The organism is Leptolyngbya sp. PL-A3 (assembly GCF_039962325.1).
GTDB lineage: Bacteria > Cyanobacteriota > Cyanobacteriia > Elainellales > Elainellaceae > Vacuolonema.
Genome location: NZ_JAMPLB010000005.1, coordinates 55162 through 78951, shown reverse-complemented (window position 1 = coordinate 78951; position 23790 = coordinate 55162). Strand labels below are relative to the sequence as shown.

Sequence of the window (23790 nt, the reverse complement as noted above, 5' to 3'; positions counted from 1 at the left end):
CCTTCGCAAACTCAGACTTGTTACCCTTTAACGATCGCCCCAAAATCTGCCAACACCCGAGCGTGATTGCGCAACAGTCCCAACAAGTTCAGACGATTGCGGCGCACCTTGTCATCATCGGCCATGACCAGTACGCTGGTTTCCCCATCAAAGAAATTGCTGACTGTGGGAGCGATCGCCACTAATGCATCCACCAATTTCTGATAGTTACGTTCGGCTTTCGCGGCCTGGGTCTGGGGCAACAATTGCACTAGAGAGTCATAGAATCCCTGTTCAGAGGGTTTCTCAAATAGAGAAGCCGTAACGAGCGGAGCCGGATCAAGAGCATCAAAGTCCAGATCACCCTGTTTTGCCAGCCGGGTGGAACGGTTGACCGTCTCGTAAATGGCATTGAGGGTACCATTGGCTCGGATCGATTGGAGGAAGAGGGCGCGATCACGTACATCTAACAAATCCTGCAATGCACGCTCGGTATAGGCGGGGTCGTCTCCTAACACGGCGTTGACCAGATCGTAATCAACGCCCTGCTCCTCCAGCAACGTGCGCACCCGTTGCAGGAAGAAGTCCCGTAACTGATCGCGCAGGGCTGTCACTTTCGTGGAGCCCACTAGATCCGCTGCGACGAAATCAGCAATCACTTGATCCAGCAGTTGCTCTAAATTAATAGCCAGATTCGCATCCCAGGTGATGCTGACGATTGCATTCGCGGCCCGACGGAGTGCAAAGGGGTCAGAAGATCCCGTAGGAATCATGCCCAGGCTGAAGATCCCGACCAGGGTGTCGAGGCGATCGCTCACCCCTGTCACCTGCCCCGCCAACGTCTTAGGCATCTGGTCATTGGCTCCGCGTGGCAGATAATGCTCAAAGATAGCATCCGCTACGGCAGGAGACTCGTTGCTGGCGATCGCATATTTCTGGCCCATCACCCCCTGCAATTCAGGGAACTCGCCGACCATCTGGGTCACTAAGTCTGCCTTGCAGAGCAGGGCCGCTCGTTCGACGGTGGCGCGATCGCCCTCCGACAAGTTCAGCTGACGGGCGATGTGCCCAGCAATCTGTACAATGCGCTCTACCTTCTGCCGTACCGAACCCAGATCTTCCTGGAATGTGACGGTTTCCAGCTGAGGCAAGTAATCCTCTAGAGCCTTCTTGCGATCGGCATCAAAGAAATAGCGGCCATCGGAAAGGCGAGCGCGGATAACGCGACCATTTCCCTCGGCAATAATGGTAGACTTAGCCGGATCGCCATTGGAGATGGTGATAAAGCAGGGCAGCAGTTCATGAGAGCCTTCAGCCTTCAACACTGGGAAGTAGCGCTGATGGCTTTCCATTTCCATCACCAACACTTCGGCGGGAACTTCCAAAAACTCTGGCTCAAATTTGCCAACGACAGCGGTGGGGTACTCTACCAGATCTGTCACCTCGTCCAGCAAGCCAGTATTGATCGAGGCTACACCACCTACCGTACGCGCGGCTTCCTCCGCTTGAGCCTGAATGGTTTGACGGCGCTGAGCGGGATCTGGCTCCACAAAAGCTTTACGTAAAGTTGCCAGATAGTCCGAAGCCTGAGAAATGATAACGGGTTCTGGAGATAGAACACGGTGGCCCTGGGAAAGGCGATCGCTCGTCACCACCTCCGCCCCATTTTCCAACGTCAGCGGCAGCACCTCTTCATCCCACAGTGTGACTAACCAGCGTACCGGGCGGGAGAAGCGCTGATCTCCATCGCCCCAACGCATAAATCGCTTGCCCTCCAGCCCAAAAATCCACTGGGGCACCAATTCCATCAGCAACTCTTTGACAGACCGACCCGGTATCTTCAGGGTGACAAAAATAAACTCCCCTTTATCCGTGGCCCGTGTCTCAAAATCCTCGACAGACACGCCCCGGGAACGAGCAAACCCTTCGGCTGCCTTGGTCGGCTTGCCATCCTTAAACGCCGCCTGCACCGAGGGCCCCTTCACCTCTTCTTCACGATCAGGCTGCCGCTCCGGTAAACCCTCCAGCACCAGGGCTAATCTCCGAGGCGTACCGTAGATGTGGATCGCCGATGGGTCTAGAAATTGCTCCTTTAAACTGGCAGAAATGCGCGATCGCCACTGCTGCATCGCACTGGCCACAAAACTGGCCGGCAATTCCTCGGTTCCCACCTCAAGCAAAAAAGTCGCCATAGCGCGATCGCCCAAACCATCCCAAATTTTCAACTCTCCCAGTCTATCGCAGAGGTGGGTGCGCTTCCGACTTCCTACTCCTTAGGTGGCTCAAATCCAAACACTTCGGCTTCCCGGCCAACCCACCATTCCCCAAGATTCATCAAATCTGTCTGGAGTTCGTCCAACGCCGCTATATATTCAGCATCAGACAGCTCCGCTCGTCGTTCTTGCAACTTCTTCAAACGCAGTTGCACCAGCAACCAGGGCTTCGAAATACCATCAGTCGCCTCAATAAAACGAGCCAAATCTGTACTATCCATAACCCACAAGAAGAAGGGATGGATTACAGCATAACAAACCCTTTCCCTACTCCCCGGTTCCCCGAACCCAGCAATTCTCATTTCGAAAGCAGGCCCTAAGCTACGCGCCAAAGGCACACAATTTAGGGCTTCACAGTCGAGAGTTCACGGCCTACGGGCGCGAATTCTCGACTGTGAACCATGCGCCGAATCCGGAGTGTGAGTTCATTATCAACCCCTTTCCAACTCAGCGGACGAGAGAGGAGTGTAAGATTTCGTCCCACGCTCCCCTCTGATACCTCACTCGTAGGCTGCGGCCTAAGTTTGCAACCTATGTTTTTGTGTAGGGTGCGAAGCACCCTACACAAAAACATAGGTGATGGATTTCCGCCTCAGCGTACTAGATTGGGAAATAGAGCTTAGCTCAACTACCATGTTTTCGTGATTACATTTATAGAAAAAATTAAGCTACTAATCCTTTCTCATAGGCATAGAATCATTGTACCGAAGGGAACTCAGCTGCAGTTCTGGTTGCAAAATTCAGCTTCTTACTACTCCAAACGATTGTTTAAACAGCCATTTTCAGGAATTTCATACTACGAGTGGGTAGAGATAGAAATAAGCGACTACCCCTGCCCTCAGAGTTAAATCATGAAGCGAGATTAATATTTCCGGAGCGAGATGGCGATCGCGCGAGAAATTGTGATCACTAGGTATAGAGCAACTTAGATACTGAACGCTCAGCCAACTCAAAAACAGTAAGTATAAATGCTTACACTGTTATTTTTGTGAGTTTGCCACAATCAAACACATCACACGGTCGTTCAATTCTGCCCCTTCTAAAGGAGTAAAACAAATTACATGGATCCTACCATTGGACAAATGACCTGGAGACCCGAAGGGATAGCGGAACGCTCGCTACATCTGCGTCTTGACCCTTCAGAGTCCTGGCGGCATTACAAGGAGTGCCCCGAGTACAGCCAGCCCGATCCCCCCGATTTTTCAGAAGGCTTCGCCACATTCATGCACTTGCTTAAGAACGGCTGGGAAATCATTTAGGGCACAGTAGTTCCAACCTACCTCTGAAGCTGGGTCAAGCTCAATCCGTTCTAACGCTCCCCATCCCCAATTACCTCATTACTCATACCCACTCGAACCAACCCTGAGGTATTATCAAAAAACCGGCCTTTTTTGTTAAGTTTTATTTCAGACTTGACGTCAGGTGATCGCCTGCCCGCTCGCGCAAGGAGCCTACTCATGACCTCGTCCGTTCAAACCGTTCAGTCTCTAGAGTCTTTGGTGGCGGAATATTTCCGTCAGTCTGAAGGGCATTGGGAATCCAAACGTCGCTACTACACTCTCAAAAGCGGGGAGGTACAGGAAGTCGTCAGTCAACTCACCGTCCGGGCCTTGGCTCAAGGTAGCCCCGAGCTGCGAGAACTGGCTCGTATGCATGGTCTGGAGGATGAAGCAGCCATGACCAGCGGAGCCTATACCGCTTGGGAAAGCAACTACATTGGCCCCAGCCCTAAAACCCTCAACGGTTCTACAATCTTTGGGGTAATTGGTGATGTCCTGTACCGCGATCGCGGCTTTGCTACGGGCAAGCCCATCACCGCTCATTACACGATGCGTGATCCTCGTACAATGGCGCTTCACACCGAGTACCAGGGCAGCACCTTTGAAGAAGAGATCAAGCTGATCGGCACTCAGTACCGGACCCGTCAGACTATCATCTCCCGTGCCGGAGAAGAGCAAATGATTGGGCAATATCTGGAAACTCGGATGCCCGACTAATATACTCTTCGCCATTTTGGTTAACGTCAGTTCGGGATAAGCCGAACCGCCCATTATTGTGTGCGCGACGCGCACGCAATAATGGGCTTTTTCGAGTGCTGCGCGAAGCGCGGCACTCGAAAAAGCCCTTAACCCGAACTGAGATTTGGTTAGGAAAAGAGAAGGGAGGCAAAGCCTCCCTTCTCTTTTGACGTCTAATGCTCAATTCGAATTGAGAACGTCAGCACCGTCTCATCTACACCCTTCAATTCAAGGGGGCTGAACTTAGTGATGGTGTCCTGGTCAAGGTAGTCTGCGACTGCCGCCGATACAAGGATGGAATTGGCCTCAGCCGCTTCCTGAATCCGAGCCGCAATATTGACGCTGGGGCCGATCGCCGTATAGTCGGTGCGCTCCTCACCACCAAACATACCCACGACAGCAGTACCCTGGTGGATGCCGCAGCGGAACTGCACCTGATAGTCTTCGGGAATAATGCCCCGACTCACCCACTTGGCGTTGAGCAGATCCAACGTTTTATACATTTGGCGGGCAGCGGCGATCGCTCGATGCACCTGCTCATTGGGACTAATCTCCTCAGGCGCTCCAAAGATCGCCAGAATTGCATCGCCCATAAATTTATCAACGGTGCCCCCATGCTCGAAGATAGCGTGGGTCATCTCCGTCAAATATTCGTTGAGAAGCTCAGCAACACGGCGCGATCGCAGGGTATTGGACAACTGGGTAAACCCAATAATGTCGCTAAACAACACCGTAATCATTCGGGGTTCGGGCCGAAGATCCAGCGCTAATTCCCCCGCGGCTGCCCGTTCGACCAGGGAAGGCGGAAGGAAACGCTTGAGTACCGACTCAGTGAGGTAGGAATTCAGCTCCGCTACCCGTCGTTCGTTTTCCTTCAGAGCCAGCAGGTTTCGCACCTCTGCCAACAGTTCCCGCGCATTGAACGGTTTGGAAAGGTAACCATCAGCTCCCTTTTCGACCCCCTCAATACGAGTCTCTTCATCCGCTTTGGCAGTTACTAGAATGACAGGCGTGCCCTTCAGCGCCTCATTGTGACGAATCCACTGAATCATCTCCAGACCTGACACCATCGGCATCATCAAATCTGTCACGATCAAGTTGGGGATTTCTGTTTGTGCAACTTCCAGCCCTTCAGCACCATTCCGGGCTGTTAGCACTGTGTAACCGGCCTGTTGCAAAATACTCGACACGTAGGTTCGCATGTCGGTGTTGTCGTCCACCACCAAAATGCGAATTCCCTCTGAAGGCGAGAATGCTCGGGCATTAGCCAGCTCCATTGGTACCGCGCCCACCTCCGCCAGCTTGCCCAGGCCGTCTACGGCAGTCTCAACCTCGACATCGGCCAGTTCGACCATCGCGCGGCTATGCTCAATCTCGGCGGGCACTTCAATCACCTGATCTAGGGGCAGGTGCGAAAAACCTGTCTGCACCCAGATGGTAAACGTGGAGCCTTCTCCATAGGTGGAATCGACAGAAACGCGGCCTCCATGAAGCTCCACCAACTCCTTAACTAGAGACAAGCCTAGCCCTGTACCCTCATAGCTACGATTTGTAGAGCCATCTGCCTGCCGGAAGCGCTCGAACAGATAAGGAATTTGGTCTTCACGAATACCAATGCCTGTGTCCTGCACCTTAATCTGGCAATGCTCTCCACGAGGATACACGCTAACGCTGATGGTGCCACCACTAGGGGTGAACTTCATAGCGTTGGAAAGCAGGTTGTAAAGCACCTTATCAAAGCGCTCTAGATCCAGATAAACCGGAGGGCAGTCTCGCAGATTTGTGTTGAGCTGGATGTGTTTGCGATCGCAATAGGGTCGGAAGGAATCGACAATGTGCACCACAAAATCCAGCAGATTGCAGGGGCGGAAGCTGGGCTGCATCCGCCCAGCATCCAGTCGCTGCAAATCGAGCAGTTGGTTAACCAGGCGCAACAAGCGGCGAGAATTGCGTAGAGCAATGTCGGCCTGCTCATAGCTCAACCCCTGGCCCTGACTAACCGCAGACTCTAACGGGCCAATGGTCAGGGTGAGCGGCGTCCGAAACTCGTGAGAAATATTCTGGAAGAACTCAGTTTTTTGCCGATCCAGCTCCAATAACTGCTCGGCTTGTTGCCGTGTTTTCTGATAAAGGCGCGATTGTTGAACGGCGATCGCGGCCTGTACCGCCACCGCCTGAGCCAAGTCCACCTCCTCAGGTTTCCAGTGGCGAGGCTCGTGGGCCTGCCGCAGGGAAATGCTGCCAATAATCCGACCATCAGCCAGGAGAGGCACCACCAGGAGAGCACGAGCGGGCGATCGCAACGGCAAATCTGGAGTATTTAACTCTGGATGTTCATCCAGGTCGTCGATGATTACCGGAGACTGAGTTGCCAGCAGGTGCTGCAATACTGGGTTTCCTTCAATGGGAACCATAGACTGCGGCAGAGCATGCTGACGGGTATCTTCCGCTCCACGATTCAGCCCCCCAGACGTACGGGGGGAAGTCAGCTCAGGCCAGAAGGCATCCCATTTGGGGGCAACTTCCTCAGAATGAGTAGTGTCATGCAGCCCTACACACTGCACATACTCATCCCCCTCGGTCCAGAGGGAGAGGGCACACCCATCCGCTGCAAGCGCCTGCCCCAATTGCTGGGTAATGGCTGCAAAAATCTCCTGAGGTTCCAGGCTAGAGCGAATAGCCGATGTGATGGTATTGACCAGGGTTTCTCGACGCGCCAGAGCCCGGGCCTGCTCAAAGGCATAAGCCTGCGAAAGCGCCAAAGCAGCCTGATCGGCTACCATAACTGCCAGCTGCACCTCATCATCTCGCCACGTACGGGGTTGGCCAAACTGGTGCAGAGCCAGCACGGCCACCAAATCCTGCTGACACACCAGCGGCACAATCACGCTGGACATGATATTAGCGGCTGTAAAGGCTTGAATCGTTTCCTTTGGAGGCACCATTTGCAGGGGGCTGTCTGCTAGGCCCAGGAGCCGCTCATCGGTGGCGGCATCCTGCACGACCAAAATATCCCGAGTTTCCCAAACTGTTTGGGCCAGCGTATTGGCAAGTTCTTTACACAGTGTCGCTTCGCCACCCTGAGCTTGGGCCAGGTAGATGAACGGCTCGATGTCCATCTGGCCATCCTGGAAAGGACGGATGATGCAACAATCTACCTCGAACATGTGCCCGACAGTTTCCACAATGGTTTGGAGAATCTGGCGGTAGCTGGGAGCGCTGCGGATGGTGTTGGTAATAGCATTTAGCAGCGTCTCCTGGCGCAGAGTTCGCTGCAAGTCTTGAGTACGAGCCTTGAGCACGTTATGGGTATCAACGGCTTGCCGTACCAACGCCTTCAAGTCCTCGTCATCCCAGGGCTTCGTAACATACTTAAAGACCTTTCCGGCGTTGATGGCTTCTACCAAATCACCAACATCGGTATAGCCTGTCAAAATAATCCGGATAATGTCGGGATACTGCTTGGCCGTCAGGCTCAGGAACTCCGTCCCGCTCATGGACGGCATTCGCTGATCAGAGATAATAACCGCGACTTCCCCTTCTTGCTCAAGCAGGGCAAGGGCTTCAGAGCCACTTTCTGCCCGCAGCACCGTATAGTCCCGGTAAAACGTGCGATAAAGCAGATCTAGGTTATCTGTCTCATCGTCAACGACCAGGATCTTAGGTTTTGCGGAGTCTGACGCTACCATGCACTGCGCTCCTGCTGTGAGGGCAGCCAATGAACTGAACAGCGATCGGGAGAGAGGAAAAAACGGCGCAGAGACATCGTTGAATTCGTTGGGAAAGGTTTACCAGAGGCCAGCATGGCTTTGCTAGATAAGCAACGGGCCATCCTGGACAGGTGAAAACCTGTAGAACCTTGTGTACCTTGCACCCTGAAGTTGTGCATTAACGCAATGCGATCCAATACCTTACGATAACCTCTTCATAGGGTGACTGGTAGATATTGGAAACAAGAGCCAGAATCCTGGCTCAGGATGAATTCTTTCCTGCATTGGTTATAGCTCAATACAAGAAGACAGATCCGGATCCAAGCACAGTGTCGGCTTATTTTCCCACACTTTTCAGGTATCCCGACGGTTGATGAACCTGGGTTCGGTGCCTTTTCCTAGGGTGCCCATTCCTTTATCCAATGTAACGAACTGCCCTTCGGGATCGATCCAAATCTTTTGTAAACATTGTTCCTAGAGCAGCCCCTTTATGCTTTAAGCAAAGGCATTTTGTTAATTGTTGTAGAAGGAGCGCTGAGCGTCCCTTCTACAACAACCAGCCTCAGGGTCGAATCCGACTAGCCTCAGCTTCTCAGAGGTGGCATGATGAAAGGTATCAAAAAGCAGGGTTATGAACGCTCATGCCTCTCCTGAGGCTAGCGATTTCTCCTTTTTATCTCCGGATGGTTGACGCTTTGTCAGACTCAAACGTTCCTGATCCCTCCACAGCTTCTTCTGGATTTGATGCGATCGCCCAACCCTGGCAGATTCGCGCGGCCCGCCGGTCTGACGTAGACCCTCTGGCCGAGATCCTCGCGAGTAGCTTTCACAGCAAGGAGGGAATCGGGAGGTGGTTTTATCCGATGCTAAAAGCGACCTTGCGGGAAGATTTACGCGGACGGTTGCAAAATGGTGGCACTTACTATCGATGTCTAGTCGCCGTTAGCACGACAGCATCCCCCTCAAACACCACTCCCCAAGAAGAAGTACTCGGTACACTAGAAATTGGTTTAAAGCCCCAGTTCTCGTTGCCCTGGTATCACTGGTTCAAGCTCTTTCCCTATATTTCTAATGTGGCGATCGCTCACGCCCATCGTCGCCGGGGAGTTGCGATAGATCTGCTACGGGCCTGTGAGCCGATCGCGCGACAGTGGGGGTACCACGACCTTTATCTACATGTGTTGGAGAACAATCAAGCGGCACGGAGGCTCTATAGCAAAGCAGGGTTTCGGTTCTGTCAGGTTGAGATGAACCTCCCATCCTTGGTGCTTGGGCAACCCCGGCAACTATTACTACACAAGGGGATTCCCATCCAACAACCCATGGAAGCTAACCGCACGGGCTCGCTGTCAACCTGATAACTCGCAATGTTTTTTTGAGGGAGCGAAGATCTGGTTCGCTGATAGGATAGGAGGAAGATCTCGTCAAAATTTGGTTATCAATCCGTTTTGACGATCCATGTTTCGAATCATCAGACGTGCAGACGTTCCTTATCCACCCGTGACTGTGCCTAAATCACGCGATAATGCGCCCCCCCAGGCCAGTGGTGACCCCCCAGCGGAACCCATCCAGCCCACTGAGCAGACTAACGTGGCCCCACCGGACGGGTCTGATCCGGAAGCGCTTATTCAATATTTACGTCAGGGCAATCTGCTAGTTGTGAGCAAGCGCCGTCGCAACGGGTTGATTATTTACAAGCAATTTCATGCGGAATTTGCAGGCCCCGGTGCTGCAGTGGGCGGGCTGTTTGATGCGAATTGCGATCGCGTCATTCCAGTCGGAGATCTCTCCCTTATGCCCCCTAACAGTCACGAAGAGCGCCAGGAAGCCTACCTGATCCGCCGCCAATGGATTCGGCTGACTCAACAATTTACTGATACCTCCGTTGCCCTGGAACGAGCACGGATGATTTTGAACCAGTTTGAAACCTACTTCGATGCTGAGACCGTAGCCAAAGTCACAGACGAAGCTTTTGCCCTCCTGGTGGGAGTTCTACCCAACACTATTCGTAACGCCCGGCGGCCACCTGGCAAGGCCAGCATGAAAGTCAAAGTTTAGTTTGTTCCCCAAAAGAGCGAGAGTGGAGCGTAGTGCAATCCGTCGCTCTTTTTGAGGGGTTGCCTACTCAAACTCAATTTGGGGCCAGCCCAAGCGCTCATTTTGGCGTGCGTAGAGCGAATGTCAAAACGAGCTTTTTCGAGGGGCACGCAATGCGTGCCCCTCGAAAAAGTCTTGAATCCGAAATCAGGTTAGTTACATTCGGATTTGCAAGCAGGTAATTGTCATTCAACATAAAACTCAAAATACTGTGTTACGCCCGAAGTGGTCGATACAGCACTTTGAGTTTTATGTTGAATTCAATTGAGTGAATAGTCCAAACAATTCTTATTGAAAAAAGATCTATCTCTTGCCTTATGACAGCTCATCTACAGGTCGGTTATGACTAAACCATAGGGAGTGCATCAGCCTGTGGTTGGTTGTTGTAAGAGGATACAGACACCGCTTCTTACAACAACCGGCCACAGGTTCAAAACAAAATTATCCCCTTTCACAATGGCATCTCCAGCGATGTTTGAATCGTCGTCTTTCGTGTACGGTACCCACACGAAATAGATTCATTAGAAATTCATTTGAATTGTTTCAACCATCACTTCAATGGGATGAATTTAACCCATTTCAAAGCTACTAGCTGAGACATTATTTATAAGGAGTGATACGATGAACCGCCACCCGCGCGACCCCCGTAACATCGAGCGTCGATACGAATTACAGCAGGAAGAGGAAGCCTTTCGGCTGCGGCAGGAGGAACGCCGTTTAGAATTAGCCCGACGAAATGCCACTCTATTCTGGGTAATCCGCACCATTTCCTACTTGGTGGGTGCACTCGTTGTATTACTTGGCCTCCGATTTGTATTACGGCTGGCCGGAGCAAACCCCGACAACGCCTTTGCTCAAGTCATCTATGGGTTATCGGATCCCTTTGTGGCTCCCTTTTCGACCCTGTTCATTAGCCCTACAACAGCAGACGCCACAAATATCTTTGACGTCAACGTGCTGATTGCAATCGTGGCGTATACCTTATTGGGATGGCTGGTGATCTGGCTAATTAACCTGCTCCAGGGACGCTGAGGTCAGCGACATATTATGTTCTGGAAGGATACAGAGCCTTCCAGAACACCTGCTATAACCACGCAACCCAACGGCCTACGGATGATGGTAGGCTGAAGGGCAGGTTTGAATCATTTGGTAGGTTGCATCAGTCGGATGTCTTTGCCCACTCGGAATGTTCGTCTTCAACTCGCGCACGGGTCGCTATTCTGGCGCGAAGTGGGCATGGGTCTGCCACTGGTGTTCCTGCATGGCACTTGGCAGGATGGTGAGCAATGGATGCCGTTGCTACAGTACTTAGGCAGTTCTGCCTCATCTGGTGAAAGGATACCACGACGGAATAATCGGACTGAAGGGTATCACTGCTTTGCTCCGGATTTGCTGGGTTTTGGTGAGTCTTCTCGCCCCAAGCTGCCCTATTCCATCGACTTAGAGGTGGAAGTGCTGGCTGAGTGGCTGGATTCTCTGCGGTGCCCTCCGGTGGTTCTTGTGGCAGAGGGTCTGGGAGGATGGATTGCAGCGAGCTACGCCTTGCGCTTTCCAGAACGAGTATGTGGACTCGTACTCATAGCTCCAGAAGGGGTACAAACCAAAACTCGACGATGGGGTCTAGAGCGCAGCTTGGCCGGGCGGTTTCCCTGGCGAGCCTGGGGGTTACAATGCATTGCGCCAGTTGCCCGTCTTCTGGGCTGGCCGTGGGTTGCTCACCAGCTGGCCTGGCGTCGAGAGTTGCGGCGATCGCCCGCCGCCTGCGACATCCTCTTTCGCCGCCGCTCTCGCCTGATCGCGGCAGAGCAGCTGGATGAGAAAGTAGGCTGGTTGAAGGTTCCGGTACTGCTCCTGCAAGGAGAAGAGGCGAATTCTACAACGGTAGCCTTAACCCATACCTACGCTGCTGCACCTCTCTGCGAGCTACGGATTCTCCCCGGTGGAGACGATTTAGTGCATACAGAGGCAGAGGCGATCGCCGCTGAAATTCGCACTTGGCTCCAAACTCTGAATAGCAAGACGAAATAATCTGAGGATGTCCATTTTGGGAGTGCAGGATGCACACGTTCAAAATGGGCTTCCCCTGGGTTCCCGGTTCGTTTACTGAGACGTTTTATAACGAATGGCAGGCAAGCCTCGAAAGGCCAGATGGGAATCCAACGTAATCCGTTGCGCTAACTCTGGCAGGCTAGACTGAAGTGCCTGGTAGAGGCGTGGCCCATCCCCACCTGTGAGGGCGATCGCTGCTCCTGGAAAGCAGCGTTGCCAATCTCCAATAAAGTCTCGTACTGTTGCCAGCAACCCAAACACCACGCCGCTCCGGATTGCATCCGGAGTCCGAGTCGCCCAACGCATGGGAGGCTCCTCATCCTGTAAGGAAGGCAGAGGAAGTGCCGCTGTGCCTTGCACTAAGGCTCGAATTTGCAACGACAAACCCGGTAGAATTGCCCCTCCAAACAGTTGCAATTTCTCATCCAGCGCTGTGAACGTAAGCGCCGTTCCCGCATCAATGACGAGGGCAGGGAAACCGAGGATCTGCACAGCTCCCCAAAGGGCCAGAGCACGGTCAATCCCCAAAGTAGGGTATAAGCCCTGGAGTGGAATTTGCTCTAACGTTATGGGGTGGATGGCGGGATAGTCCTGCCACAGGAGGGTTTGCTGCGGCACAACCGAAGCCAGCCATAAAGGAAGAGCAGCGGAGGGCCGAGGCAAGCTTGGAAACGCCTGGAATTCAGACTGACCAGATAGAGGTAAGCCAGATTGAGCGAAATAGGCGATCGCTTGCTCAGACAGATAAGCGGTATTCCAGGTTTGCTGGAGTTCGTCCCGATCGAACAAAGCCCAGTGCAGGCGACTATTGCCAATCGCGAGAGCCAACCAGGGATCAGGTAAAAACATGAGAGTTTACAGGAGCAACCGTGTCCAAACGGTACAGCAGTTTGGGCCGAAATGGAATGCAGCAGGTTCAGGACTTACGCATGGACGCTATACTTGGCGCGTGTTTGCTGTGTATGCGTGTGAAGCACACTACATAACAAACATGCGGAAGTCCTGAGGTTAATCGGCAGATGGGTAGCCCGTCATCCTGTTTCTGCATGACTTTTCATGCCACCCATCACCCGTCTTTCTTAACCGTCTCCCATTCCCGCATCAAACGCCTGTAGAATCTGCACAGCTTGCTGACAAAGGTGAGCATGGCAGGGACCGTTGCTCGCCATGAGACCACCCCACTGATTGACATCGCCCCGGTTATAGCGAAGGGGTGTTTCGTCGAAGTAAGTAAAGCTGCCTCCAGCCTCGGTCAAGATTAGCTCTGGAGCGGCCATATCCCAATCCTTAGGAGCTGACTTACCCGAGAGGGAGACGTAAACATCGGCTTTACCTTCGACAATGGCCGCTATTTTGCCACCTACGCTACCCACATAGAGCCGTTCCTGGCAGGGGAGTTGGGTGAGGAGATGATTAAAACGAGCGTCGCGGTGGGTACGGCTAGCAACAACGGTGAGGGTTTCGGGGCGATCGCCCGCTCTCACGTGTAACTGCCGAGTTACCCCATCGGCAGTTTCTACAAAGGCGCCATGGTTCTGAGCCGCATAATACACCCGTTCAGCTTCCGGGCAGGCAACGACGGAGATGATAGGCCGTCCCCGGTGGGTTAAGGCCAAATGGAAGGCATATTCACCGGTTCTATCAATAAAGTCGCGGGTGCCATCCAGGGGATCAAGAATCCAGACCCACTCCTGAGGCAGCGCTTGCCCAGTCCCATGGATCTTATAAGTTTCCTCACTTAAGTACCCAAACGAGTCATGCCCAAAAATATTGTGTAGATGACTCAGCACATAGCGATTCACGGCCAAATCTGCTGCCGTTACGGGGCCATCCTTCAGCTCCTGTACATCCAGTTCCAGAGGCCCCCCATCGACCGATGACTCACCTCGGTAATAGGCGCGCAGAATCTTTGTCGCCCCCCAACCCAGACGGCGAGCGATCGCCAATATGTCTTCAGTTGGGGTATCCAGCACAAAATCTTGGGTTGCGGTCACAGGTGCTACTCCTACACACAAAGCGAACACACAAAAGGGATATGTCGCCCTGCCTATTATACGTTCAGCCATTTTCGCCGAACTCATTAGAAGGGGGTGAGTGTTGTTCACTCACCCCCTTCTAGACAAACTCTTCAGCTGCCTTCTTAATAATCCCGTCCTTTTACTTGGGACAGTTCCTCCACACTCAGCACCCCGCTGTCTGAGAAATAACCTGCGGCCTTTTTCGCTTCAATTTCCACTTGAGCATCCGGGGGAATCATATCGGGGGGAATCGGAATTCGCTGGACAACTTTAATGCCAGAGTTAGTGATGGCGTCGTACTTCATGTTGCTCATAGACACAAGCTGGTCGATCTTGGTAATCCCTAACCAGTGCAGCACATCAGGCATAAGCTCCTGGAAGCGCATATCCTGCACGCCAGCAACGCATTCAGTACGCAGGAAGTAGGCATCGGCGCGATCGCCCCCCTCCTGGCGTTTACGTGCGTTATAAACGAGGAACTTGGTGACTTCACCCAGAGCACGCCCCTCTTTACGGCAATAGACAATCACTCCAGCTCCACCCGCCTGAGCCGCCTGGATACAGACCTCAATCCCATGGACCAAATAGGGGCGGCAAGTACAAATATCCGAGCCAAACACATCGGAGCCATTGCATTCGTCGTGAACTCGCACGGCTAGCGGTTTGCTAGGGTCTGTCAGGGCAGACTCATCACCCACAATATACACAGTGGTACCGCCAATCGGTGGGAGGAACACCTGCAAGTCGCGACGAGTGACCAGCTCGGGAAACATGCCACCCGTTTGCTGGAACAGAATGTGGCGCAGATCCGATTCATCCACCTCAAGCCGTTTGGCAATGCCCGGAAGGTACCACACGGGATCGAGCGCCGCCTTGGTCACCACGAGATTGCCATCGGCCTTGAGAAACTTCCCGTCGACCTCTAGGCGACCTTTGGCAATTTCATCTTTCAGTTCTGGAATCTGGATGTGAGCCCGGGTGATGGCGATGGTAGGACGCAAATCGTAGTCCTCAGGAAAATGCGGAGCCATATATTCCGCGACAAAAGCTCCATAGGGATCGAGAGATACGATGCGATCCGGATCGCTCCAACTAGGATGAGGGCCAAAATGCACAACCGGAGACGTGTTCGTCAAATCAGCCCGATGGTCGGGGTCGAGGCGACCACTGGCTACTGCCAGCGCCCGGTAAACACTATAGGAGCCACCATGAGTGCCGATAACATTGCGATATTTATGGTTGCGAGGAGAGCCGACGATAGGACCGCGATCGCGCCAATCGGGGGCGCCCCATTGAATGGGGGTCGTCTTTGTCCCTACCCCATTGTGGTGGGATGTGAGGATGATGTGGCGTGGCTTTGATTTAACTTGACCGTTAGACAATGGAGCACTGGGCTGTTCGTTTGACATAAAAGTAAACCTGCACCCGGATACCGTAAACGATGTTTAAAAAACCTCGAAAACAGTTGGTTTTTGCGCGCCTCACGAACAAAAAGCAACTTTTTACACACTCTCTTAAACCAGTATCAGAAATGATAGATTATTTCAATCCTTAAGTTTGCTTTGTTCCTGTTTGTAAAACCAGCCTTCAAACTTATCGAAATATTGTCTTGACTTGAAGAAGAATTCTTTAGAAATAGAGGATTCTCAGATCTTTTGCTGGGTAGATATAGGAACGCAGACGTTGAGATTTTGGTTGTGGGCGATCGCCCTAAAGCCTGGCTGCAAAAGCAATTTATAGATTCTCAACTGGATGCTGTAGAATCTTTTTTCTTTATGCTAAGGGTTGAGAATCTCTCTTTTTTCTGACCATTTGAGGAGTGCATCATTTAACTGTTTATGCAACCCAACGTTTTTCTGATTAAGCATCCTTTGATACAGCACAAATTGACCTTAATGCGGCGCTCAGATACTCATACTCAAGATTTTCGCCGCTTGCTAAGGGAAATTTCTCTGCTGCTTGCCTACGAAGTTACCCGCGACCTACCCCTGCGGTATGAATTGATTGAGACTCCTCTTACCAAGATGGAGGCTCCTATCTTAGCAGCTGAAAAAAACATGGTAATTGTCTCCATCATGCGAGCTGGGCAGGGGCTGTTAGATGGAATGTTAGAACTCATTCCTACAGCCAAAGTTGGGCACATTGGCTTATACCGAGAGCCCTCGACTCTACAAGCGGTGGAATATTACCTCAAACTGCCACAGGATACGGAACAACGTGACATGCTGGTGGTCGATCCAATGCTGGCTACTGGCAACTCCGCTGTAGCCTCTGTAGACCGACTGAAAGAGGCCAATCCTCTCTCGATCAAGTTTGTCTGTCTACTGGCGTCACCTGAAGGTATTGCAAACTTCCATGAGCAACACCCCGATGTGCCCATCTATACAGCGGCAATCGATCAGGAGCTGAATGAGCACGGCTATATTGTGCCCGGCTTAGGAGATGCGGGCGATCGCCTCTACGGCACGAAGTAGGAGTATGGCAAGGGCCCAGTGCCATACCCTACGCCCTTGCCATCATTAACTCCAATCCTCACGCTGAGCATCTCGACTCTTGTAGATCTGCCCCTGCTGGTGAATCTGGCGCGTCCGCTCAAACAGAGTATCTTCCGTCAGCCCCCACTGCTCCATTGTTTTTGTCAAATCCTCCTGAATATCACGGGCACCAGGAAAGCCATCGTAGCGAATCCAGAGCCGTGCTAGCTCGCACAGATTGAAGTCGGTTGGCTCACCCGCTAACAGGGTATTCACGATTTGGCGATCGCTCTTCCACAATGGGTGTGTCTGCTCGGTCTGCGCCGCATCCTTAGCCATAATTTGCAGGAGAAGAGACAACCTAAAAATCTTATCAGGACTTATGCGAGTCCACTATATATAGGCATTAACGTTACACAAATCAAATTTAATCCGCTATATATAAAACTAACCGTGAGCTTTATACTCAACGTTTTTTCCCATATTGGGCAGTGAGAAGGACGAACACCTCCACCTCCCACCATAGGTTACTTTCCGACACTTAATAAGAGTCATAACCCGAACGTAAATTATTCCTGGGTGTTCAAGCCTTTCGTCATGAGCAATGACTGCACCTGATAGCCAAATTTCTCATAGAGCCGGATCGCAGGCTGATTAAATTCAAAAACCTGGAGGGCAACCTGGCGATCGCCCCGCTCCCGAGCCCATGCTTCAACCTGTTGCATCAGAACAGACGCAATCCCCTGCTGGCGGTGAGATGGAGAGACATAAAGGAGAAAAATGTGGGCGTGGCGATCGCCTTTCACCTGATCGATAGCTGACCCCGCCCAGAGGCAACCCACCACCTGTGTATAAGTGAGGAGCCCCTGACTGTTCCCCGCAGGAGCTGTTTCTACAAACCACAGGGGTGTTTCCTGAGAAAAATATCGCTCAACAGTTTCTGCCAAGTGACTAATATTTGAACCCGGGTGCAATTCCTGGTAAGTGCGCTGCATTAACTTCAGCAACAGCGCTTGGTCAATGCTGCTACCCAACCGCAGGCGATATCCCTGTGGCAGTTGTTGATCGTTCACATCGCTCACCCTGCTCTGGAACTACAGAGCCGTCTCAGGCTCCAATTCTACAGGAATGCCTCGCACTAACTGCTCTAGGGTTGGTGGCACATCTGCAAGAGCAGAGCTGTCTGGCATAGGAGCTCGGCCCACTTGATCTACGTCTTCAATTGGAGCGGGCGCTGCCATATCTGTAGGTAAAAAGATACGAGCACTAACGGCCACTAAAGCCAATGCAAAAATTAAGACAACGAGTAATGGTGCAATATACTGGCGGAAAATTTGCATAGTCGTAAATCTCCAGCTTGGAGATCAGCGGTATCAAGTTTTGTATCGATCCTTAAATCAATCCTACCCTGGTCAGGTAGGGTCTGAGCATCCTCAGTACAACTTGTTCCTAAGGGAGTACCGATCAGTCATTTCATGCTTGAAGCGGTATGGAAAACTAGCGTTTTCCATACCGCTTCAAGCATAAATAAAATTTTCGTTTACAACGTAGAAACCGACTCATCTGGAGGATTAGAAGGTCCTTGCCAGGGTGCAAAGAATGGCAGCAAGAGTAAGCCGGGAATAGCGGCCAATAATGTGATCAGGAAAAAAGTTGGCCATCCAGTTTGCTCAGCCAATTTCCCTGCTGGAGCCACCAAAATATCTCGGCTGACAGCCATAAGGCTTGATAGAAGCGCATACTGGGTGGCCGAAAAGCGCGGGCTACACAGGCTCATGAGAAAAGCAACAAACCCCGCAGTCCCCAGTCCTCCACAAAAATTTTCAACATTAATGGTAAGGACCATTAGAGGGTAGCTCTGGCCAGCATTGGCCAGAATGAAGTATGCAACATTACTCAGAGCCTGTAATGCGCCAAACACCCAGAGGGAACGATGGATTCCTAACTGACTCAGCCAAGCTCCACCTGCTAAAGTTCCGACAACAGTAGCCAACAGACCCATTACGCCCTGAACTCGTCCAAGATCTGCCTGGGAAAAGCCTGTTTGTAATAGAAACGGAGTTGCCATGTTTTGTACCAGGGCGTCTCCGTAGCGGTACAGGGTAATGAAAACCAGAATGAGAATCGCACGTCCTACCCCAGAACGCTGGAGAAATTCGCCAAAGGGCATCATCACAGCTTCACTTAGAGTGGCGGGCGGACGTCCTGGATTAGCGGGCTCCGGTGCCCAGAAGGACACGACAATGCTAAGGGCCATCAGTACAGCCATACAGAGGTATACCAATGGCCAGGATATTCGGCTGGCTAGTATTAATGCCAAGCCTCCTGTAGCAAGCAAGGCAATCCGATAACCCAGCACTGCAACCGCGGCCCCAGCACCCATTTCAGGCTGCTCCAAGACATCAGTACGATAGGCATCAAAGGCAATATCCTGGCTGGCACTGAAAAATGCGATGAAGAGCGCATTGATCGCCAGCATGAATAAAGCCTGACGAGGATTTTGCAGAGCCATGGCAGCGATCGCCCCAACCAACAACACCTGCGTCACCACCAGCCATCCCCGCCGCCGCCCTAAGAAAGGTGGCACATATCGATCCAGCAGAGGCGACCAGAGAAACTTGAGGGAGTAGGGCAATGCCACTAAGCTAAACAACCCAATGGAGGCCAAATCTACTCCTTCCACCGTCATCCAGGCTTGCAACGTGCGGCTGGTGAGAAATAGGGGTAACCCGGAGGCAAACCCTAACGACAGCAGCGCCAGCATTTTAGGACTCTGGAAAACCTTGAGGGAGGAGGCGATCGCTTTCATGCCGAAACCATAGAGCAGCTAGTTCCACCTATCCTCTCATATAGCGCTGTGAAGTAAGGCCGTGTGAGATGCAAGCAGCACGACCGCCCACTACATGCAAGCCATACTAATGTTGTACAGCAATTCTCATTTTGAAATCAGGCCCGAAAACCGCGCGCCAAAGGCGCGGTTTTCGGGCATCAAAGCCGAGAGTTCACGCCCTACAGGCGTGAACTCTCGGCTTTGATGCCCATACTGAGAATCGCTGAATGTCGTATGACAGGTAAGACCTGCCACACAGCACTAATATAGCTAATGGAGTGAGCTCCGCAATGAGGGTAAAAAAAGCGGGCAGGAGCAATCTTTGCACCTACCCAACCGGAGCATGCTCAAACTCGTTTAAGCAGATAGACGTTTCAGGAAAAAACTCCTGAATCACCTATCTTTAAGAATTAACGGGATGCTGTAACCAGACCGCGCCATACCCCTACCAAAACTCCCTGAATATCCACCTCAGAGGCGGGAGCTTCAATGGGTTCATAGCTAGGATTACCAGGCTTCAGCGTTACCTTGCTACCCCGACGATGGAAGTACTTGAGGGTGTTACCAGAGCCCTCGACACGAGCAGCGACGATAGTGCCATTCTTAACGCGATCCTGCTCAGGGGCGGGACGCATAATGACGAGATCGCCATCGGCAATCATCGCCTCGATCATGCTGTCACCGTTAACCCGTAAAGCATAATCACCGGGGCGGAGCTGTATTCCGGCAATATCGAGAAACTCGGCGGCATCGGTCACGGGTTCACGAACTTGCCCAGCAAACACCTCACCCATGATGGGAATGCCACGCTCAGTGGAATGCAGGAGCCGAATGGTACGGGCCTTGCCCTCCGTCCAGTCAATGTACCCTTTGGAGCGTAGGTGTTCCAGTCGGCTCTGGATCGGGGCGGGGGACTTCAATCCCATCGCCTTCATCATTTGTCGAATTGAAGGGGAATGCTGGTTCTCACGAATATAGTCAACCAGCCATTCATAAAGCTGTTGCTGAACTTTTGTTAGGGTTTCCATAGGGGTACTCACTGTTCATGCTCTGCTCCGCAAGAACATTTGTACCAGATAATACCAGTCCGTGTCTAGTATTTTTGAATTAATTTTCACAATGAATTGGGTGAGGGACCACTCATGTCAGCAGATGAGTGATCCACTCCCGTTAGTTAGGCTTTCGCGAAACCTCTTCCCCGAAACGGAGATGCGTTGGTGAGGCAGGCTTCCAGCTGCGATCGCAACTGATCATGATCCAAATTCTGGCCGATCAGCACGACTTGATTCTTGTGGGTACCTTTCCACTCACTGTCGTCCAGGGTGAAGCGCTTGCCACTGAGATGGAAGATGTGGCGCTTGGGGCTTTCCTCAAACCACAGAATCCCCTTAGCTCGGAACACAGAGGCCGGGAGCTGGTTGTCGAGAAAATCCTGGAACTTGCGGATGGAGAAGGGGCGATCGCTCTGAAACGACACCGACGTAAACCCATCTACCTCTAAGTGGTTGGAGTGATGATGGTGGTCGTGATCGTGGTCATGGGTGCAGTGCCCGTGATCGTGATCGCAGGCAGCGTGATCATGGTCATCATGAGCGTGGGCATGGTCATGATGGTCGTGGTCGTGATCATGATCGTGGTCATGATGATCGTGGGAGTCTTGACCGAAGTATTTATCCGACTCAAACAAACCGACGCTGAGGATCAGGGGCAGTGGAGCCTGAGCTTTCTTAGTACGGAGAATCCGAGCATCTTGTTTGACGTCACGGATTTTGATTTCCAACGAATCTAGATCGCCTTCATCGACAAGGTCTGTCTTGTTCAGAAGAATGATGTCACCGTAGGCAATCTGATTGTGAGCTGCTTCGCTGTTGAACAGATCGAGGCTGTAGTTGGCGGCATCTACCACTGTCACAATAGAGTCGAGGCGGGTAAGGTCGCGCAGTTCGGTACCCAGAAACGTGAGGGCAACGGGAAGGGGATCAGCGAGCCCGGTAGTTTCGACCACTAGATAGTCGATATTGTCACGCCGCTCCAAAATACGATAGACCGCTTCTACCAGGTCGTTGTTGATGGTGCAGCAAATACAGCCGTTACTCAACTCCACCATAGAGTCGTCGGAGGAGTCAGTCTGTATCACCAGCTCATTATCAATACCGATCTCGCCAAACTCGTTTACCAGAACGGCAGTCTTCAGACCTTCCTGGTTACTCAGAATGTGGTTGAGCAGTGTCGTCTTTCCACTGCCCAGAAAGCCTGTGATGATGGTGACCGGAAGCCCCTGCTTGGCGTCTTCCATCGATTTGGGTTGGAGGGTTGCGGCTGATGACATAGCAGTTGGGTTTTATTCGATCAAAAAGTATAGTCTATAGCCTGGGACGAGATCCGTAGCGTAGCTTTACCGTCCGCAGATTCACTGTCCATTATTGCGTATTGTTCCGAGTGGTGGTGATCCTCAATTCAAACGATTTTCTCTGGAGTATTCGTTTCTCGCCAGGCATTGAAGCAGCAAGATCAATACTTCCAGGAAATTGTCCAGAGGATTGGGCGATAGATTGGTAGGCTGGCATTAGTATTGAGAATTCTTTAAGGAATGGGAGGCGATCGCACAGATTCCTTGTGTAAGGTGAATTTGGTGGCGATCCCGCTTCTCGGCTCTCTTTGACCTTCTGTTACACCGCTCAAGTCACACGGCCCATGACGCTTACTCTCTACAACTCCTTAACCCGTCAGAAAGAACCCTTCGAGCCATTGGAACCGGGCACGGCGAAAATTTACTGCTGCGGTGTGACGGTCTATGACTTCAGCCATGTGGGCCATGCGCGCTCTTATATTGGCTGGGACACCGTGCGACGCTACTTAATGTGGCGGGGCTACCGGGTCACCTATGTGCAAAACTTCACGGATATTGACGACAAGATCATTAAGCGATCGCACACCGACAACCTTCCCTGGGACACCATCACCGAAACCTACATCCAGGCCTACCTGGATGACATGGCACGGTTGAACATCCTTCCTGCCGATCGCTACCCCCGCGCCACCCAGCTGATTCCACAGATGATCGCCTTCATCGAATCGCTGATTGAGAAGGGATATGCCTATCCGGCGGCGGGGGATGTGTACTATGCGGTGGAACGCTTCCCGACCTACGGCAAGCTCTCTGGACGCAAGCTAGATCAAATGGAAGCCGGAGCTAGCGGGCGAGTGGATGATGAAGCCGAATCTAAGAAGCATCACCCCCTAGATTTTGCTTTGTGGAAAGCAGCCAAACCCGGGGAACCTGCCTGGGATTCTCCCTGGGGACCAGGCCGACCGGGCTGGCACATTGAGTGCTCTGTCATGGTAGAGGAAGAACTGGGCCCCAGCATTGATATTCATATGGGTGGGCAAGACCTGATTTTCCCGCACCATGAAAATGAGATCGCCCAATCTGAAGCGGCTCTGGCTCAGCCCCTCTCTCGCTATTGGATGCACAACGGCTTTGTGAACATCAGCGGCGAGAAAATGTCGAAATCGCTGAACAACTTCACGACCATTCGGGCATTCCTGGATGCGGGAGTTGAACCGATGGTGCTGCGGCTCTTTGTGTTGCAGGCTCACTATCGCAAGCCAATCGACTTTACGGACGCGGCGATCGCCTCGGCTCAAAACGCCTGGGCCACGCTTCAGGACGGTCTACTATTTGGCTATCGACACGGCCAAGCTCTGGGCTGGACAGACACAGACGATAGCTCCTTCGGCAATCCAGCCGATATGCGGATTGATGAAGATAGCGATACCGTACGCCAGTTTCAAGAGGCCATGGATGATGATTTCAACACCTCCTCAGCACTGGCCGCACTGTTTGAGTTAGCGAAGGAGCTGCAGAAGGAAAGCAACCGTCTGCTCCACGAAGGAAAATCGGTGGAAACCGCCGAGGTGTTACGGCAACGTTGGCAAACTCTGGTGGTACTGGCAGAAGTGCTGGGCCTGAAAGCATCTCCTGAAGCCGAGGAGCCTACTGGCGGATTGTCGGATGCTGAGATCGAAACAAAGATCCAGGAACGGCTGGCGGCGAGGAAGGCAAAGGACTTTGCGGAGGGCGATCGCATCCGGGACGAACTGAAAGCCCAGGGTATTGTTCTCGTGGACAAGCCTGGCGGCCTCACCGAATGGCATCGGGCATAGCCGTTTGTTTATCAAGGATCAGTGATTCAGCGCCAAACCTCAGCGTCTTAAAGGCACTGAGGTTTGGCGTTTTAGCTGGGACGGAATTCAGAATGAGGCGATCGCCAGACGAAATCGTGCTTCCATGTTCGTCTGTCACCTACCTATGGCATGATGAGGGCGGCTTGTGCGGTCT

21 protein-coding genes are annotated in these 23790 nt (G+C 52.3%); 8 read left to right on the top strand and 13 right to left on the bottom strand.

The features are described 5' to 3' along the window. Positions 1 to 20: 20 nt before the first annotated feature. Entirely contained in the window at positions 21 to 2171 is a 2151-nt protein-coding gene (gene glyS, locus NDI52_RS06250; RefSeq protein WP_190772026.1) for a glycine--tRNA ligase subunit beta, read from the bottom strand. A 74-nt stretch (positions 2172 to 2245) separates the two neighbouring features. Then, on the bottom strand, positions 2246 to 2473 hold the full coding sequence (locus NDI52_RS06245; RefSeq protein ID WP_190771961.1) for a hypothetical protein: 228 nt from the start codon (positions 2471 to 2473) through the stop codon (positions 2246 to 2248). Positions 2474 to 3313: 840 nt separating this feature from the next. On the opposite strand from NDI52_RS06245, the gene NDI52_RS06240 reads away from it, so the two are divergent. Further along, positions 3314 to 3511: a hypothetical protein gene (locus NDI52_RS06240; protein WP_190772038.1), complete on the top strand. Its 198-nt coding sequence runs from the start codon at positions 3314 to 3316 to the stop codon at positions 3509 to 3511. A 198-nt stretch (positions 3512 to 3709) separates the two neighbouring features. Further along, positions 3710 to 4249, top strand: a complete 540-nt coding sequence (locus NDI52_RS06235) for a phycobiliprotein lyase (RefSeq protein WP_190771962.1) — start codon at positions 3710 to 3712, stop codon at positions 4247 to 4249. Positions 4250 to 4443: 194 nt separating this feature from the next. On the opposite strand, the gene NDI52_RS06230 is transcribed toward NDI52_RS06235, so the two are convergent. Beyond that, positions 4444 to 7959, bottom strand: a complete 3516-nt coding sequence (locus NDI52_RS06230; RefSeq protein ID WP_190771963.1) for a response regulator — start codon at positions 7957 to 7959, stop codon at positions 4444 to 4446. Between the two features lie 716 nt (positions 7960 to 8675). Here NDI52_RS06230 and NDI52_RS06225 point away from each other — a divergent pair. The 4 genes from NDI52_RS06225 (at position 8676) to NDI52_RS06210 (ending at position 12105) form a co-directional block, all read left to right on the top strand. Beyond that, complete coding sequence (locus NDI52_RS06225; protein ID WP_190771964.1) at positions 8676 to 9338, top strand: GNAT family N-acetyltransferase; 663 nt, start codon at positions 8676 to 8678, stop codon at positions 9336 to 9338. Positions 9339 to 9438: 100 nt separating this feature from the next. Next, the gene (locus NDI52_RS06220) at positions 9439 to 10038 is read left to right on the top strand and encodes a hypothetical protein (protein WP_242035833.1); all 600 of its coding nucleotides are present in this window, start codon (positions 9439 to 9441) and stop codon (positions 10036 to 10038) included. 660 nt (positions 10039 to 10698) lie between these two features. Then, positions 10699 to 11109, top strand: a complete 411-nt coding sequence (locus NDI52_RS06215) for a YggT family protein (RefSeq protein ID WP_190771965.1) — start codon at positions 10699 to 10701, stop codon at positions 11107 to 11109. Between the two features lie 135 nt (positions 11110 to 11244). Beyond that, positions 11245 to 12105 carry an alpha/beta hydrolase gene (locus tag NDI52_RS06210; RefSeq protein WP_190771966.1) on the top strand — a complete coding sequence of 287 codons (861 nt, stop codon included), beginning with the start codon at positions 11245 to 11247 and terminating at the stop codon, positions 12103 to 12105. 72 nt (positions 12106 to 12177) lie between these two features. Here NDI52_RS06210 and NDI52_RS06205 read toward each other — a convergent pair whose 3' ends face one another. The 3 genes from NDI52_RS06205 to NDI52_RS06195 all read right to left on the bottom strand — a co-directional run bounded on the left by NDI52_RS06205 (position 12178) and on the right by NDI52_RS06195 (position 15553). Next, positions 12178 to 12975 (bottom strand): pantothenate kinase, encoded by a 798-nt coding sequence (locus NDI52_RS06205; RefSeq protein WP_190771967.1) that lies wholly within the window; start codon positions 12973 to 12975, stop codon positions 12178 to 12180. 230 nt (positions 12976 to 13205) lie between these two features. After that, positions 13206 to 14120 (bottom strand): inositol monophosphatase family protein, encoded by a 915-nt coding sequence (locus tag NDI52_RS06200; protein WP_348256324.1) that lies wholly within the window; start codon positions 14118 to 14120, stop codon positions 13206 to 13208. 146 nt (positions 14121 to 14266) lie between these two features. Then, entirely contained in the window at positions 14267 to 15553 is a 1287-nt protein-coding gene (locus NDI52_RS06195; RefSeq protein WP_190771969.1) for a GTP cyclohydrolase II, read from the bottom strand. Between the two features lie 429 nt (positions 15554 to 15982). Between NDI52_RS06195 and upp the strand changes: the two genes are divergently transcribed. Continuing rightward, complete coding sequence (gene upp / locus NDI52_RS06190) at positions 15983 to 16618, top strand: uracil phosphoribosyltransferase (RefSeq protein ID WP_190771970.1); 636 nt, start codon at positions 15983 to 15985, stop codon at positions 16616 to 16618. Positions 16619 to 16663: 45 nt separating this feature from the next. Here the strand turns inward: upp and NDI52_RS06185 are convergent, their stop codons facing one another. From NDI52_RS06185 to NDI52_RS06160, 6 genes are all read right to left on the bottom strand, one after another. Then, positions 16664 to 16957 carry a DUF3288 family protein gene (locus tag NDI52_RS06185; protein WP_190772028.1) on the bottom strand — a complete coding sequence of 98 codons (294 nt, stop codon included), beginning with the start codon at positions 16955 to 16957 and terminating at the stop codon, positions 16664 to 16666. Between the two features lie 230 nt (positions 16958 to 17187). Beyond that, positions 17188 to 17691 carry a GNAT family N-acetyltransferase gene (locus tag NDI52_RS06180; protein WP_347280051.1) on the bottom strand — a complete coding sequence of 168 codons (504 nt, stop codon included), beginning with the start codon at positions 17689 to 17691 and terminating at the stop codon, positions 17188 to 17190. 21 nt (positions 17692 to 17712) lie between these two features. Further along, a complete protein-coding gene (locus NDI52_RS06175) occupies positions 17713 to 17958 on the bottom strand; it encodes a hypothetical protein (RefSeq protein WP_190771971.1) in 246 nt (81 codons plus the stop codon). Positions 17959 to 18158: 200 nt separating this feature from the next. Then, the gene (locus NDI52_RS06170; protein WP_190771972.1) at positions 18159 to 19427 is read right to left on the bottom strand and encodes an AmpG family muropeptide MFS transporter; all 1269 of its coding nucleotides are present in this window, start codon (positions 19425 to 19427) and stop codon (positions 18159 to 18161) included. A 431-nt stretch (positions 19428 to 19858) separates the two neighbouring features. After that, positions 19859 to 20476 carry a transcriptional repressor LexA gene (gene lexA, locus NDI52_RS06165; protein WP_190771973.1) on the bottom strand — a complete coding sequence of 206 codons (618 nt, stop codon included), beginning with the start codon at positions 20474 to 20476 and terminating at the stop codon, positions 19859 to 19861. 146 nt (positions 20477 to 20622) lie between these two features. Further along, entirely contained in the window at positions 20623 to 21777 is a 1155-nt protein-coding gene (locus tag NDI52_RS06160; RefSeq protein WP_199307877.1) for a GTP-binding protein, read from the bottom strand. 365 nt (positions 21778 to 22142) lie between these two features. Here NDI52_RS06160 and cysS point away from each other — a divergent pair, with 365 nt between their 5' ends. Continuing rightward, positions 22143 to 23615, top strand: a complete 1473-nt coding sequence (gene cysS, locus NDI52_RS06155; RefSeq protein WP_190771974.1) for a cysteine--tRNA ligase — start codon at positions 22143 to 22145, stop codon at positions 23613 to 23615. On the opposite strand, the gene NDI52_RS06150 is transcribed toward cysS, so the two are convergent. Next, entirely contained in the window at positions 23593 to 23754 is a 162-nt protein-coding gene (locus tag NDI52_RS06150) for a hypothetical protein (protein ID WP_190771975.1), read from the bottom strand. The two genes, cysS and NDI52_RS06150, sit on opposite strands and share 23 nt — an antisense overlap. Positions 23755 to 23790 lie beyond the last annotated feature (36 nt).